Here is a 14,038-nt window from a genome sequence, read left to right as displayed (position 1 = left end):
AGGTCCTCCTGGTAAGCCGAATCCTTACGCCGGGTCACCCCTTACCGGAAGTCCACAGCGAGCCCACTCGCCAATCGCGGGTCGCCGAACGCCGTGCAATTCCGCGTTGACGGCCAAGCTTCGGAGGATCAGCGTTCGCCCCAACAAACAGGCGTTTGACTGCGCCATATGGGGAGGAATGTACCGATGCAGTATAGGCTTACCCTGTTTGCGACCAGCGCACTGCTGGCCGCCGCGTTCGGCCCAACCGCTCACGCCCAGACGAGACCGGGGTCGTCGGCCGCAACCACCAACACCATCGAAGAGCTGGTCGTCACCGCCGAAAAGCGGGAGCAGAACCTGCAGGACATTCCGGTGGCGATCTCGGCCTTCACCGACAAGACCCGTGACGTGGTCGGCATCCAGACCATCCAGGACATGACCAATTTCACGCCGGGTCTGCAGTACTCGACGTCCACCGACCGGATCACCCTGCGCGGCCTCGGGCGGCTGACCAACGTGCTGTCGGCCGACGCCTCGGTGGCCAACTATTCCGACGGGGTCTACGAGACCTTCGCGGTGCGGGCCGGCGCCTCGACCCTGTTTCTCGACCGCGTCGAAGTGCTGCGCGGGCCGCAGGGCACCCTCTACGGGCGCAACGCCATCGCCGGTGCGATCAACGAGATCTCCAAGCGGCCGACCAAGGACTGGTACGCCGAGGGCCGCGTCTCCTACGGCAACTACAACCACTCCAACGCCGAGTTCGCGGTCTCCGGACCCCTGCTGGACAATGTGCAATTCCGCCTGTCCGGCCAATGGGAGAACCAGAGCGACGGCTGGATCAAGAACACCACGCCCGGACGACCGTCCGAGGGCAATGTGATCGACACCTTCTTCCTCGAAGGCCAGGTCGCGGTCCAGTTCAACGACAAGTTCGAGATGTGGAGCAAGATCGGCTACAACAACTGGCAGAACGGGGCCGGCGGCCCCGGCGCCCAATCCGGCGGCTGGTCCCCCAACATCTACGACCAGTCCGGCCACGTGCTGCCGGACATTTCGGCGGGCCACCCGAACGGCGGCAACGGCTTCAATATCATCGAATTCCCGCAGGCTTCGACCAACATCAACGAAGGCTTCGGCTGCAGCGGACTGGTCAGCAATGTGGTGCTGCTCAGCCCGACCGGATGCGTGAATAGCGCGCACAGCAGCCCGTGGGAGAAGAGCGACCCGATCTCCTACCGGGTGCGACTGCCCAACGCCTACACGGTGGCCAGCCACTGGACCTATCACGCCCCCGGTTTCGACGTGAAATACATCACCGGCGGGGTATCCTATTACTACCTGCTGACCGGCTCGGTGCCGAACGGCACGCGCCAGGCCCCGGTGGATTCCTTCACCGCCGGCGTCACCCAGTTCTTCCCGTTGGAATCCTTCAACTATCAGGAGCACAACAGCTTCTGGAGCCACGAGCTGAACCTCGTCTCGACGAACGAGGGGCCGCTGCAGTGGATCACCGGCGCCTACTACTTCAAGCAGCACTACACCCAGCCGGTGTACACCCAGGAGGATCTCCGCCAGGTGGGCTGGTCCCAGGTTCCGCCGTTCGGCGTCTGCCTGTCCGGCGCCGGCGCCACCGTGACGCCGGTGGGCTGCGTGCCAGGGACCGACCGGCGGTTCGACAACCGCCCTTCGGTCAGCGACGAGTCCTGGGCCACCTACGGCCAGCTCAACTACAAGGTCTTCGACACCCTGACCCTGACCGGCGGCCTGCGCTATTCGCATGACCGCAAATATGGCCAGGAACAGGTCCGGCTGCTCTGCTTCGGCCTGCCGGCCTGTCTGGGCGGCACGCCGCCGGAATTCTTCGTCGCGCCGCTCGACCTCACCGGCGTGAACACGGTGGTGGCCGGCGGCACCGGCCTCGGGCTAGATCAGGTTCCGCAGGGCGTGACGGGACCCACCAGCTTCGATCCGGCGACCGGCTTCGCCACGCGCCGGTACGACGGCAGCTGGCAGGCGATCACCGGCACGGCCAAGGCCGAGTGGCAGCCGGACACCGACACCAACCTCTACGCCAGCTACAGCCGCGGATATCGTTCCGGCGGCTTCAACATCGGCATCTTCACGGTGCTCAGCTTCCTGCCCTTCTCGCAGAAGGAGGCCGTCGACGCCTACGAGGTGGGCTTCAAGAAGAACTGGAGCCGGTCGCTGCAGACCAACATGGCGGCCTACTACTACAGCTACAACAACCTGCAGATCCCGATCTCGGTGATCCAGAGCGGCAGCCTCGGCGGCCTGCCGATCGCCCAGAACACGACCTCTTTCTACAACGTGCCGAAATCGCGGTCCGAAGGCTTCGAGCTCGAGACGCTGTGGCAGCCGATCGACGACCTGCAGCTGATCCTCGACTATTCCTTCAACGACACCAAGATCGAGCAGGGCTCGGCCGTCGACACCGTCGATCCGACGGCCGTCCAGGTCGGCGCCAACCCGATCCACACCGTCGCCCAATGCCAGGCCGGCGGGGCGGCGGTGGCGGGCGACTGCGTGGCCGACGCCAATACGCTGGGCCTGCCGGGCGGCGGTTTCCAGCGCGCGCAGAACCTGTCCGGCAACGACCTGCCCAACGCCCCGCGCAACAAGATCGCGGTGGCGGCCAACTACACCTGGCACAACATCGCCAACGGCGCGCTCACCGCCAACGTGTCCTACGCCTGGCGCGACAAGGCCTACGGCAGCCTCTTCAAGCGCTGGTACAACGAGGCCCCGTCCTGGGATCAGTGGGACGCGCGCGCGCTGTGGAAGGACAACCGGGACAAGTACGAGGTCATCGCCTACATCAAAAACATCTTCAACAAGACGGGCTACGACCAGGGCGCGACCGGCGAACTGCTCAACGGCGCGGTCTCGGCGATCTATGGGCCGAGCCCTGCGGGCCTGACCTGCAGTCCGGTGGTCGCCGGCGGCGTGATCAACTGCATCCAGGGGATCCGCAAGACCTTCTACCCCACCCCGCCGCGCACCTACGGGATCGAGCTCCGCTACAAATTCTTCTGATTGGCCGTCCCCAGACGGCCGCCTCGAAGGCGCTTCGCTCCGGCGGAGCGCCTTCAGTTGGCCGAGACCTTGCCCGGCCTGACCTCGACGTCGCGGGCGGCGAGCGGCGCGGCGCATTCCGAGCAGGTCATGACCGGGGCGAAGTCGCAGCCGCAGGCCTTGTGGCGGTGGATCAGCGGCGGCCCGGCCTCGCCCGCATAGTGGGCGTCGCCCCAGTGGACGACGGCCATGATCACCGGATGCAGGGCCAGGCCCTTGTCGGTCAGGCGGTACTCGTGGCGCACGGGGCGCTGCTGATAGGCCTCGCGCCGCAGGACGCCAGCCGCCACCAGCCGCTTCAGCCGATCGGCGACGATGCTGCGCGAGATGCCCAGACGCCGTTCGAAATCCTCGAACCGCCGAACGCCCAGGAAACAGTCGCGCAGCAGCATCAGGGTCCAGCGGTCGCCGATCACCGCGACCGAGCGGGCGACGGAACAGGGCTGGTCGGAGAGCTCATTCCATTTCATGCGCAAGCTTCCCATTGACTGAGTTCGGATTCAATACCAACCTTCGTCCAAATTCCGAACGGAGCGGCAGATGGCGGAGAAAAAAGGCGTTTGCCTGATCGTCGGCGTCGGTGACGGACTGGGCTCGGCGCTGGCGCGGGCCTTCGCGGCCGAGGGCCATGTGGTCTGCATGACCCGCAGGGCGCGACACCTGGAGGACCTGCAGGCGCTGGCCGCCGACATCGGCAAGGCCGGCGGCGCGGCCCACGCCTATGGGGTCGACGCCCGCTCGGAAGAGGAGATGGTCGGACTCTTCGCGGCGATCGAACGCGATGTCGGCGCGCTCGAGGTCGTGGTCTTCAACATCGGCGCCAACGTCCGCTTCGGGATCCGCGAGACCACCACGCGGGTGTTCACCAAGGTCTGGGAGATGGCCTGTTTCGCGGGCTTCATCGCCGGGCGCGAGGCCGCCAAGGCCATGGTCCCGCGCGGCCGGGGGACCATCCTGTTCACCGGCGCCACGGCCAGCGTGAGGGGCCGCGACGGCTTCGCCGCCTTCGCCGCCGCCAAGCACGGGCTGCGCGCCGTGGCGCAGAGCATGGCGCGCGAACTGGGGCCGCAAGGCATCCACGTGGCGCACGTGGTGATCGACGGCGCCGTCGACGGCGTCTTCATCCGCGGCAATCGCGACAACGTCGACGCGCTCGCGGCCCGTGACGAGATCCTCAAGCCCGAGGATATCGCCCAGTCCTATGTGGCCCTGGCCCGCCAGCCGCGCTCGGCCTGGACCCACGAGCTCGACCTGCGCCCCTGGACCGAGACCTGGTGAGCCCGACCATGACCAAGCCCGTGACCATCGACTTCATCTACGACTTCGGCAGCCCGAACGCCTATCTGGCGCGCCAGGTGCTGCCGGCGATCGCTGAGCGCACCGGCGCGAAGCTCAACATCATCCCCTGCCTGCTGGGCGGCATCTTCAAGGCGACCAACAACCGCTCGCCCGGAGAGGCCTTCGGCGAGGTGAAGGGCAAGCTCGCCTACGAGGGCCTGGAGACCCGGCGGTTCGTGGCGAAGCACGCGATCGCCGGCTTCCGGATGAACCCGCATTTCCCGGTGAACACGCTGCTGATCATGCGCGGCCTGATCGCCGCCCGGCGCGCCGGCGTGGGCGAGGCCTATCTGGAAGCCGTCGAGCGGGCCATGTGGCAGGCCGGCGAGAAGATGGACGATCCGCAGGTGGTGCGCCGTGTGCTGGCCGCCGCCGGCCTCGACGCCGAAGCCCTGCTCGCCGCCACCCAGGACCCCGAGGTGAAAGCCGAGCTGGTCGCCAACACGGAGGCCGCGGTGGCGCGCGGGGTGTTCGGCATCCCCACCTTCTTCGTTGGCGAGGAAATGTTCTTCGGCAAGGACCGCCTGGGCCAGGTCGAGGAGGCCGCCGCGGCCTAGATCAACCCTGCTCGTCGAGCGCCTGTTCGATGGCCAGCGCCAGGTCCAGCGCGCGGATCGCCTCCTGCGCCGTCACCACGGGCCGCGGCGCCTCGCCGCGCACGGCGGCCAGGAAGCCCTCGACGCTCGCGCCCAACGGATCCTTGGCGGCCGGGGTCTGCTCAAAGTCGGCGTTGAGGCGGAAGGGCGTGGTGTTGCGGAAGGTCCCGGCCAGGAAGTCGATCTCCACCTCGCCCGAAGGGAACACCACCCGCATGGTCCGCTTGCGCTCCGGCGCCATCCGCGAACTGTCGAAGATCGCCGCGAAGCCGCTCTCGAAGCTGACCTCGGCGCGGGCGGCGTCCCATGAGCCGCTGGCCCCGATCCGCCCCTCGCCTTCCGCGGTCACCGGATCGGCGGTGGAGAGCGTGAGCGCCAGGTCGAGGTCGTGGACCATCAGGTCGAGCACCGCCGAGACGTCCTGGCTGCGGCCGGACGGCGGGCCGTGGCGCAAGGCTTCCAGCAGCACCGGCTGCTCCGGCACGTCCAGCAGGCCCATGGCCTGGAATCGCACCCGCTCCTGGTGCCCGCAGGCGACGACCAGGCCCTGCTTGTCGGCCGCCTCGCGCACCCGTTCGGCGTCGGCGACGCTGATCGCGATCGGCTTCTCCACATAGACCGGCTTGCCGGCGGCGATGGCCGCCAGCGCCTGTTCGGCGTGGAAGGTGGCCGGCGAGGCGATGGTCACCACGTCGACGGCCTCGAAGAAGGCGTCCAGGTCGTGGAAGGCGCGGCCGCCGAGCGGCATGGCCACCTGGGCGGCGCGCTCCGGATGCGGGTCGTAGACGGCCGAGAGGGTGACCCCGCGCAGGCGGGCGTACTGGCGCGCGTGATAGCCGCCGAACACGCCCGCGCCGATCACCCCGCCCCGCAAAGACTCAGCCATGGAAAGCTCCGAACTGGGCGAGCGCCTAGCACGGCCTACGGCCTCGACGCCACCCGCCGGGAAGAGCTAAACAGTCGTTTGAAGGGGCCGCCCGTCAGCGGCAGGAGAAACACCATGACCACCGTCAAAGAAGTCCGGCTGAAGAGCCGTCCCCAGGGGCTGCCCACCCACGACAACTTCGAGATCGCCGCCGTCGAGCTTCCGGCCCCCGGCGCCGGCGAGGTGCAGGTGAAGAACCTCTGGATGACCGTCGACCCCTACATGCGCGGCCGCATGAACGACGTGAAGAGCTACGCCCCGCCCTTCCAGCTGGGCAAGGTGATGGACGGCGGCGCGATCGGCGAGGTCACCGCCTCCAACGACCCGAAGTTCGCAAAGGGCGACCTGGTGCAGTCCGGCTTTGGCTGGCGCGAGGCCTTCAACGCCCCGGCGGCCAGCCTGCAGAAGCTGGACGCCAAGGGCTTGCCGCCGCAGGCCTTCCTGGGCGCGGCCGGCATGCCGGGCCTGACGGCCTATGCGGGCCTGCTCAAGGTCGCGGCCCTGAAGGACGGCGACGTCGTGTTCGTTTCCGGCGCGGCCGGGGCGGTGGGCTCGATGGTGGTCCAGATCGCCAAGGCCAAGGGCCACAAGGTGATCGGCTCGGCCGGCGGCGCCGACAAGGTGGCCTTCCTCAAGGAAATCGGGGTCGATCACGCCATCGACTACAAGGCCGAGAAGGACCTGACGGCGGCCATCCTGGCCGGCGCGCCCGAGGGCATCGACGTCTATTTCGACAATGTCGGCGGCGCGCACCTGGAAGCGGCGCTGAACGCCGCCAAGCTGTTCGCCCGCTTCGCCATCTGCGGGATGATCTCGATCTACAACGCCACGCGGCCCGAACCGGGCCCGTCGAACCTGGCGCTCCTGATCGGCAAGAACATCCGCATGGAGGGCTTCATCGTCTCGCACCACTTCGACATGATGCCGAAGTACATCGAGGAGCTGTCCGGCTGGGTCCGCGAGGGCAAGGTGAAGTGGCAGGAAACGGTGTTCGAAGGCATCGACAAGGCGCCCGACGCCTTCCTCGGCCTGTTCTCCGGCCAGAACACCGGTAAGATGCTGGTGAAGCTGGCCTGACCGACCCACGGGGGGTTGTCGGCCCGTCCGGCCAAGACTCGTTCCAGGAGCCCCCCGTGCCGCGCCTGTTCAGCGCCTATGTGATCGTCGATTGGAGCGCCGCGGCCAAGCCGACCACGGGCGCGGACTCCATCTGGATCGGCGTGCTCAAGCGCGACGTCCGCTTCCGCATGGCCTTCGAGAGCTTCAATCCGTCGACACGGGTCGAGGCCGAGACGCGGCTGGGCCTGATCCTCGACGACCTCAAGAAGCGCTCCGAGCGGGCGCTGGTCGGCTTCGACTTCCCGCTGGGCTTCCCGCGCGGCTTCGCCGAGGCCCTGAAGCTGAAGGGCGATCCGTGGCGCGCGGCCTGGGATGAGCTCGGCAAGCGCGTGGTCGACAAGCCTACCAATGTGAACAACCGCTTCAATGTGGCGGCCCAGCTCAACCGGCTTCTGACCGATGGCCCATTCCCGTTCTGGGGCGCGCCGCCGAAGGACGTCCAGACCACGCTGTCGGCCACCAAGAGCCGGCCGCACGGCCCCGACGACCTGCCGGAATTCCGCCACGCCGAACTTGTCGCCAAGGGCGCGGCCTCGATCTGGAAGACCTATTACAACGGCTCGGTGGGCGGTCAGGCGATCATGGGCATTCCGGTGGTGCGCCGACTGAGGACCGCGCGCGGCGAGGCGGCCAGGGTCTGGCCCTTCGAAACCGGCTTCAAGCCGCTGACCGAGGCTGATCTCGCCGGCGTCGATGTGGTCCTGGCGGAGGTCTATCCGTCGCTGGTGAAGCCGCAGGGCGCGGCCGGCGAGGTCAAGGACATGATGCAGGTGCGCACCCTGGCCGAGCACTTCGCCCGCCTCGATGAGGCCAACAAGCTGGGCGCCCTGTTCGGCCCCTCGAAGGGCACGCCGCCCGACGTCGTCCTCGACGCCGAGCGCGAAGAAGGCTGGATCCTGGGGGCGGGCTAGAGCGGTCGTCTGGAGAGACTCCAGAACCGCGCCAGCAGCAGGCCGCCGGAGATGACGCTGGCCACCACCACGGCCGCCGCGATGCCCATGACCCCCATGTGCAGCGGGATCGCCAGCCACCAGGCGAGCGGCGCCATGACCACGATGTAGCTGGTCAGGTGGGTATAGGTCGGCAGCCAGACGTCGCCGCGCGCCCGGAGCGACTGGGCCACCACCACCTGCACGGCGTCGGGCAGGAACATGGCGGACGCCAGCACCAGCGCCGGAACCGCCATCGCCAGCGTCTGCGGGTTGTCGGTATAGGCCCTGGAGATCAGGGCGGCGTTGGGCCAGACGAGGAAGGTCACCAGGGCGCCGAACAGCGCGGTGACGCCGAACGCCACGGCGCCGGCCCGGTTCACGCCCGCCTCGTCACGCGCGCCGTAGGCCCCGCCGACGAGGACCGCAGCCCCCGTCGCCAGGCCCAGCGGAACCATGAAGACCACGGCGGCGACGTTCAGCACGATGGCCCAGGCCGCGACCGCCAGCCCGCCGAGCCAGCCGGCGATCACGTTCATGCTGGCGAAGGAGGCCACCTCGAAGAAGTTCGAGGCGCCCGCGCCATAGCCGATGCGCCGCTGCTCGATCTCCGCCGGCCGGTCGCGTTCGGGCTTGCTGAAGACGCCCAGCGCCCGGGCCTCGGGCATCAGGGCGATGTAGCCGAAGGTCGCGAGCGCCAGGAAGGTGCGCGCCCCGGTCGTGGCCCAGGCGCCGCCCACCGCCCCCAGCGCCGGCAGGCCGAAGGTCCCCGGCACCAGGACGAGATCGATCGCGAGGTTCACCGCGTTGGCGGCCCACATGCACCACGCCGCCGGGCCGGGCTTGGCGAGGCCCTCCAGCCAGAAGGCCGCCGCCACGCTCATCGCGTAGCCGGGCATCGACAGGCAGAAGACGATCAGCGCCCGGCTCGCCCCGTCCGCCAGGTCCTTCGACAGGCCGATGGAATGCAGGAACGGCGGGCCTGAGATCAGCAGCGCGATGGTTGAGGCCAGCCCGATCCAGAAGCCGTAGCTCACGCCCCGCCGCAGGACCGCGCCGGTGAGGTCGCGGCGTCCCTCGCCGATGGCCCGCGCCGTCATCACCTGGATGCCGCTGAGCAGGCCCACCACCATGGTGATGATCACGCTGGTCGGGGCCCAGGCCAGCGCATGGTAGCCGAGCTGGACCGCCGAATAGCGCCCCACCACGATGGAATCCGACAGTCCCATGGCCATGATGCCCAGGCGCGCGACCACCACCGGTCCCGACAGCTTCAAAAGCTGGGCCAGGTCGTAGCGGACGCGTTCGGCCCGCCCGCCCGCATGGGGGGACGCCTGGGCCGCGGGGCGGTCCATGGGGAAGCCTCGGACGTTCAAAGAAGCCGGGGATATGGGGGCAAGCCGTCAGCCGCCGCAAGCCGAGCTTGCCGCTCGGTCGCCCGACGTGGCGGTGAAGGCACATCCAAACGCGCCTCGACGACGTATTTCAGGATGTGGGTGGAGGACGCGGCATGGCCGGGATGATCGAGAAGCGCATGTGCGCGGAGATCGAGGGCGAGTTCGTCGTCTTCCTGATCGGAGCGCGGATCAACCGGCCGTGGAAGGTCTGGAAGTGGTGGCCGGTCGCCACGGCCATGCCGCGCATGCTGAAGGAGCTGGCGGCGCGGCCGGAGCTCGGCCTGCTGCATGCGCGCAACATGTTCAGCTTCCCCGATGCCGTGGTCATCCAGTACTGGCGCAGCTTCGAGCACCTGGAGGCCTACGCCAAGCAGCGCGACCTGGCTCACCTGCCGGCCTGGCAGGCGTTCAACAAGGCCGTCGGATCGAACGGCGACGTGGGCATCTGGCACGAGACCTACGTCATCGCGCCGGGCCGCTTCGAGACGATCTACAACAACATGCCGCCGTTCGGCCTGGGCGCGGCCGGCCGCCTGGTCGACGCGGTGGGCGCCCGCCAGCAGGCGCGCCAGCGGATGAAGGCGGCCGCGGCGGCCTAGACCGCCGCGCGCCTGGCGACCTCGGCCCGCTCGTCCTTCAGCTTCTCGGCCACCAGGAAGGCCAGATCCAACGCCTGCTCGCCGTTCAGCCGCGGGTCGCAGTGGGTGTGATAGCGGTCGGCGAGATCGCCCTCGACCACGGCGCGCGCGCCGCCCAGGCATTCGGTGACGTTCTGGCCGGTCATCTCCAGGTGCACGCCGCCGGGATGCACGCCCTCCGCCTTGCAGATCTCCACGAAGCTCTTCACCTCGGAGAGGATGCGGTCGAACGGGCGGGTCTTGTACCCATTGGCCGCCGTCAGCGTATTGCCGTGCATCGGGTCGATGGCCCAGACCACGTTGCGGCCGGACGCCTGGGTGGCGCGCAGCAGCCGCGGCAGGCGCTCGGCGATCTTGTCGGCGCCGAAGCGGCCGTAGAGGGTCAGCCGGCCGGCCTCGTTCTTCGGGTTCAGCGTATCGGCCAGGCGATTGAGGTCGTCGGCCTCCATGGCAGGCCCGCACTTCACCCCGATCGGGTTCTTGATGCCCTTGAAGAACTCGACGTGCGCGCCGTCGAGATCGCGCGTCCGCTCGCCGATCCACAGCAGGTGGGCCGAGGTGTCGTACCAGTCGCCCGAGGTGCTATCGACCCGGGTCATGGCCTCCTCGAAATTCAGCAGCAGGCCTTCGTGGCTGGTGAAGAACTCCACCTGGTGCAGCGCCGGCTGGCTTTCCGGCGTGACGCCGATGGCCTCCATGAACATCAGGGTTTCGCTGATCTTCTCGGCGACCTCGCGGTAGCGCGCGCCCTGCGGGCTGTCGTTGACGAAGCCCAGGGTCCAGCGGTGGATGTTGTGCAGGTCGGCGTAGCCGCCGCCGGCGAAGGCGCGCAGCAGGTTCAACGTCGAGGCCGACTGGCCGTAGGCCTGCAGCAGACGCTGCGGGTCCGGCGTGCGGGCCTGCGGCGTGAACTCCATGCCGTTGATGTTGTCGCCACGGTACGACGGCAGGGTGATGTCGCCTTGCGTCTCCACCGCCGAGGAGCGCGGCTTGCCGAACTGGCCGGCCATGCGGCCCACCTTCACCACCGGCTTGCCGCCGGCGAAGGTCAGCACCACCGCCATCTGCAGGATCAGGCGGAAGGTGTCGCGGATGTTGTCGGCGTGGAATTCCTTGAAGCTCTCGGCGCAGTCGCCGCCTTGCAGCAGGAAGGCCTTGCCCGCCGCCACCTCGCCCAGCAGCAGCTTCAGCCGCCGCGCCTCGCCGGCGAACACCAGCGGCGGCATCCCGCGCAGCGTCTGCTCGACGCGCGACAGGGCCGCGAGGTCCGGATAGTCGGCCGGGATGTGCTTGGCCGGCTTCGCGCGCCACGAGGCCGGCGTCCAGTGCTCCGTCATGTCCTCAAACTCCACGCCCCCCGATCGGAGCGCCTCGCGGAAGCGCGCCTTCTAGTCGATATGGGCGCTCAGGTCGATGCTGGGGCGGCGGGCTCGGTCGCCATCAGCGCGCCCACGGCGGCCACCAGCGCGGCCAGCGCCAGCCACCACTCCTGCCAGACGCCGAAGTTCAGCGCGCCGAACAGCAGGTAGACGCTGGCCGAGGCGGTGACCGCCGCGGCGCCGAGGTCGCGCTCCGGCCGCGCCAAACGGCGCAGCGCCGTCCACCAGACTCCGGCCGCCAGGAGGACGCCCACGAGACCGAGCTCGAGCCAGATCTGCAGGGCGTCGTCGTGGGGATGCAGGACGATCCCGGGGCCGAACATGCGGCTCGCATCGAGGCCCCAGCCGCGCAGCGGATGGTCGCCGATCCAGTCGAATGTGTGGCTCCAGAAGCCCATGCGCATCGACCAGGACAGCGGGACGGCGTGCTGGAGGGCGCCGTAATCGCCCGTGGCCCGCGCCGCCCAGACCACCGCCGGAGCGCCCACGAGATAGACCACCCCGAGGCCCGCCAGGACGCGCGGCGTCGCCGCGGGCCAACGCCAGGCCGCGAACCCCACCATCAAGGCCAGCAGGACCGAGAGCACCGGCGCATCGGCGCCGAAGCGCAGCGCCGCGGCCAGCAGGCCCGCCACCATCGCGACAGCCAGCCAGGGCGTCGTCCGCGTCTTCACCGCCGCCGCCAGACCCAGCGGCCAGAGCACCGCCAGCACGAAGCTGGAGTGGGCGATATGGGCCTGGGAGATGTCGTGACGGATGGGGCCGAGATAGTGGATGTGCAGGTAGTCGTAGACGCCCACGTCGGTCGCGAACTCCGTCAGGAGCAGCAGGCCGAACACCGCCGAGCCCCAGGCGAGCACCTTCAGCGCCAGCGTCTTCAGCCGCGGATCGGCCCGGCGCGCGGCGCAGATCACCGCCCAGTAGAGCGGCAGCTCGGCGGCAAGCTTGAGGGCGGTGTTGTTACCGGCCTTGGACGGATGATAGGGGCTCCAGGCCGTCGACATGGCCGCCCAGACCAGCAGAACCAGCAGCAGGACGGCGGTCGGTCGGTCCTCGTCGCGCACGCGGATCGCGGGCAGGGTGAGCAGGCCCATCAGCCCCAGCAGGGTCGCAAAGCCCATCGGCACGATCCAGCCCGCGATCGGGGTGAGCGCCAATCCGAAGACCAAGACCCAGCCGCACCAGGCGGCGAGGCTGAAGCCGGCGCGCGCCGCGGCCCGGCTCATGCGGCCTGGCCCAGGCCCGGCGGCAGGTATTTCTCGCGCAGGGTGACCAGCTCCTCGGCCAGCGTCGGGTGGACCGCGCAGGTGGAATCCCACTGCTGTTTGGTGACGCCCATCTTGAGCGCGATGGCGGCCATCTGGATCATCTCGGCGCTGTCGGGGCCGACCACATGGCAGCCGACCACCTTCTGGCTCTCGGCGTCGACCACCAGCTTCATCAGGCAGCGCTCGTCCTCGCCGGCGAAGGCGGTCTTCATCGGCCGAAGGCGGGTCATGTAGATGTCGATCTTGCCGTACTTGTGCCGGGCGTCGGCCTCCGAAAGGCCGACGGTGCCCACGGGCGGCTGCGAGAAGACGGCCGAGGCGACCATTTCGTGGTCGAAGCTGGTGGGCTTGTCGTTGAATTCGGTGTCGGCGAAGGCGTGGCCCTCGCGGATCGCCACCGGCGTCAGGTTGATGCGGTTGGTGACGTCGCCCACCGCCCAGATGTTCTTGACGCTGGAGCGCGAGAATTCGTCGACCACCACGGCGCCCTTTTCGTCGAGCTTCACGCCGGCGGCGTCCAGCCCCAGATCATCGGTGCAGGGCTCGCGGCCGAGCGCAAACATCACCACGTCGCTCTCGCAATGGTGGCCGCCGGTGAAGCGGCTGACGAGCCCCGTCGCGGTCTTCTCGATGGCGTCGTGCTGGGTGGAAAGGATCACCCGGACGCCGCGCCGGCCCATCTCCTCGGTCACGTGGGTGCGGATGTCGTCGTCGAAGCCGCGCAGGATGTTGGGGCCCCGATGCACGAGGTGGGTTTCCACGCCCAGACCGTTGAAGATACAGGCGAACTCGACCGCGATATAGCCGCCGCCGGCGATCACGATACGCTTCGGCAGCTCGGTCAGGTGGAAGGCCTCGTTGGAGCTGATCGCGTGCTCGACGCCCTTCAGAGCCTTGGGCATCCAGGGCCGGCCGCCGGTAGCGATCAGGATCTTGCCGGCGGTCACCCGGTCGTGGCCCTCGACCTCCACCGTATGAGCGTCGATCAGCCGGGCCTTGCCGTGCACCAGCTCCGCGCCGGCGTTCTCCAGATTGCGGACATAGATGCCGGAGAGCCGGGCGATCTCCTTGTCCTTCTCGGCCAGGAATCGGGGCCAGTCGAAGCGGGGATTGTCGATGGTCCAGCCGAAGCCCCTGGCGGTCTCGAAGCTGTGCGAGAACTCCGAGGCGTAGACCATCAGCTTCTTGGGCACGCAGCCGCGGATCACGCAGGTGCCGCCGACGCGGTGCTCCTCGGCCACCATCACCTTCGCGCCCGACAGGGCCGCCAGCCTGGCGGCGCGCACGCCGCCCGACCCGGCCCCGATCACGAAGAGGTCGTAGTCGTATTTCGCCAAAGGGTTGCTCCTCGAACCGCGGCCCCGCCTGGATGTG

Annotated in this window: 12 protein-coding genes; 6 read left to right on the top strand and 6 right to left on the bottom strand. The window is 68.9% G+C overall.

Going from position 1 to position 14,038, the window contains the following annotated elements; translation table 11 throughout:
- Positions 1 to 186 precede the first annotated feature (186 nt).
- Positions 187 to 3,036, top strand: coding sequence for a TonB-dependent receptor (locus VGT80_RS05730; RefSeq protein ID WP_327453737.1), 2,850 nt, complete (start codon positions 187 to 189; stop codon positions 3,034 to 3,036).
- A gap of 53 nt (positions 3,037 to 3,089) precedes the next feature.
- Here the strand turns inward: VGT80_RS05730 and VGT80_RS05725 are convergent, their stop codons facing one another.
- Entirely contained in the window at positions 3,090 to 3,545 is a 456-nt protein-coding gene (locus tag VGT80_RS05725) for a helix-turn-helix domain-containing protein (RefSeq protein ID WP_327453736.1), read from the bottom strand.
- A 70-nt stretch (positions 3,546 to 3,615) separates the two neighbouring features.
- On the opposite strand from VGT80_RS05725, the gene VGT80_RS05720 reads away from it, so the two are divergent.
- Together VGT80_RS05720 and VGT80_RS05715 are read left to right on the top strand one after the other, a co-directional pair.
- Entirely contained in the window at positions 3,616 to 4,353 is a 738-nt protein-coding gene (locus VGT80_RS05720; RefSeq protein WP_327453734.1) for an SDR family oxidoreductase, read from the top strand.
- 8 nt (positions 4,354 to 4,361) lie between these two features.
- Entirely contained in the window at positions 4,362 to 4,970 is a 609-nt protein-coding gene (locus tag VGT80_RS05715; protein WP_327453732.1) for a 2-hydroxychromene-2-carboxylate isomerase, read from the top strand.
- Position 4,971: 1 nt separating this feature from the next.
- Here the strand turns inward: VGT80_RS05715 and VGT80_RS05710 are convergent, their stop codons facing one another.
- Positions 4,972 to 5,895: a Gfo/Idh/MocA family oxidoreductase gene (locus VGT80_RS05710; protein ID WP_327453730.1), complete on the bottom strand. Its 924-nt coding sequence runs from the start codon at positions 5,893 to 5,895 to the stop codon at positions 4,972 to 4,974.
- Between the two features lie 114 nt (positions 5,896 to 6,009).
- Between VGT80_RS05710 and VGT80_RS05705 the strand changes: the two genes are divergently transcribed.
- Positions 6,010 to 7,011 (top strand): NADP-dependent oxidoreductase, encoded by a 1,002-nt coding sequence (locus VGT80_RS05705; protein WP_327453728.1) that lies wholly within the window; start codon positions 6,010 to 6,012, stop codon positions 7,009 to 7,011.
- A gap of 56 nt (positions 7,012 to 7,067) precedes the next feature.
- Complete coding sequence (locus VGT80_RS05700; RefSeq protein WP_327453726.1) at positions 7,068 to 7,964, top strand: cobalamin biosynthesis protein CbiG; 897 nt, start codon at positions 7,068 to 7,070, stop codon at positions 7,962 to 7,964.
- On the opposite strand, the gene VGT80_RS05695 is transcribed toward VGT80_RS05700, so the two are convergent.
- Positions 7,961 to 9,337, bottom strand: coding sequence for an MATE family efflux transporter (locus VGT80_RS05695; RefSeq protein WP_327453723.1), 1,377 nt, complete (start codon positions 9,335 to 9,337; stop codon positions 7,961 to 7,963). The genes VGT80_RS05700 and VGT80_RS05695 overlap by 4 nt on opposite strands.
- Before the next feature lie 155 nt (positions 9,338 to 9,492).
- On the opposite strand from VGT80_RS05695, the gene VGT80_RS05690 reads away from it, so the two are divergent.
- Positions 9,493 to 9,978: a DUF4188 domain-containing protein gene (locus VGT80_RS05690; protein WP_327453721.1), complete on the top strand. Its 486-nt coding sequence runs from the start codon at positions 9,493 to 9,495 to the stop codon at positions 9,976 to 9,978.
- Here VGT80_RS05690 and VGT80_RS05685 read toward each other — a convergent pair.
- The 3 genes from VGT80_RS05685 to gor all read right to left on the bottom strand — a co-directional run bounded on the left by VGT80_RS05685 (position 9,975) and on the right by gor (position 14,001).
- Complete coding sequence (locus tag VGT80_RS05685) at positions 9,975 to 11,354, bottom strand: class II 3-deoxy-7-phosphoheptulonate synthase (RefSeq protein WP_327453719.1); 1,380 nt, start codon at positions 11,352 to 11,354, stop codon at positions 9,975 to 9,977. The two genes, VGT80_RS05690 and VGT80_RS05685, sit on opposite strands and share 4 nt — an antisense overlap.
- A 68-nt stretch (positions 11,355 to 11,422) precedes the next feature.
- Complete coding sequence (locus VGT80_RS05680; RefSeq protein ID WP_327453717.1) at positions 11,423 to 12,622, bottom strand: O-antigen ligase family protein; 1,200 nt, start codon at positions 12,620 to 12,622, stop codon at positions 11,423 to 11,425.
- Positions 12,619 to 14,001, bottom strand: a complete 1,383-nt coding sequence (gene gor, locus VGT80_RS05675) for a glutathione-disulfide reductase (RefSeq protein WP_327453715.1) — start codon at positions 13,999 to 14,001, stop codon at positions 12,619 to 12,621. Before gor ends, VGT80_RS05680 begins: the two co-directional genes overlap by 4 nt.
- Positions 14,002 to 14,038: the final 37 nt, after the last annotated feature.

Source organism: Phenylobacterium sp. (assembly GCF_035944335.1).
In the GTDB taxonomy this organism is placed as follows: domain Bacteria; phylum Pseudomonadota; class Alphaproteobacteria; order Caulobacterales; family Caulobacteraceae; genus Phenylobacterium.
Note: the sequence above shows the minus strand (reverse complement) of the source record. Positions and strands in the feature narration are given on the sequence as shown.

What these genes read in the sequence shown, in the direction of transcription:
- VGT80_RS05715 (WP_327453732.1), top strand. Translation starts at nt 4,362, where the DNA reads ATGACCAAGCCCGTGACCATCGACTTCATCTACGACTTCGGCAGCCCG.
- VGT80_RS05685 (WP_327453719.1), bottom strand. Translation starts at nt 11,354, where the DNA reads ATGACGGAGCACTGGACGCCGGCCTCGTGGCGCGCGAAGCCGGCCAAG.
- VGT80_RS05690 (WP_327453721.1), top strand. Translation starts at nt 9,493, where the DNA reads ATGGCCGGGATGATCGAGAAGCGCATGTGCGCGGAGATCGAGGGCGAG.
- VGT80_RS05705 (WP_327453728.1), top strand. Translation starts at nt 6,010, where the DNA reads ATGACCACCGTCAAAGAAGTCCGGCTGAAGAGCCGTCCCCAGGGGCTG.
- VGT80_RS05710 (WP_327453730.1), bottom strand. Translation starts at nt 5,895, where the DNA reads ATGGCTGAGTCTTTGCGGGGCGGGGTGATCGGCGCGGGCGTGTTCGGC.
- VGT80_RS05730 (WP_327453737.1), top strand. Translation starts at nt 187, where the DNA reads ATGCAGTATAGGCTTACCCTGTTTGCGACCAGCGCACTGCTGGCCGCC.
- VGT80_RS05725 (WP_327453736.1), bottom strand. Translation starts at nt 3,545, where the DNA reads ATGAAATGGAATGAGCTCTCCGACCAGCCCTGTTCCGTCGCCCGCTCG.
- VGT80_RS05720 (WP_327453734.1), top strand. Translation starts at nt 3,616, where the DNA reads ATGGCGGAGAAAAAAGGCGTTTGCCTGATCGTCGGCGTCGGTGACGGA.
- VGT80_RS05680 (WP_327453717.1), bottom strand. Translation starts at nt 12,622, where the DNA reads ATGAGCCGGGCCGCGGCGCGCGCCGGCTTCAGCCTCGCCGCCTGGTGC.
- VGT80_RS05695 (WP_327453723.1), bottom strand. Translation starts at nt 9,337, where the DNA reads ATGGACCGCCCCGCGGCCCAGGCGTCCCCCCATGCGGGCGGGCGGGCC.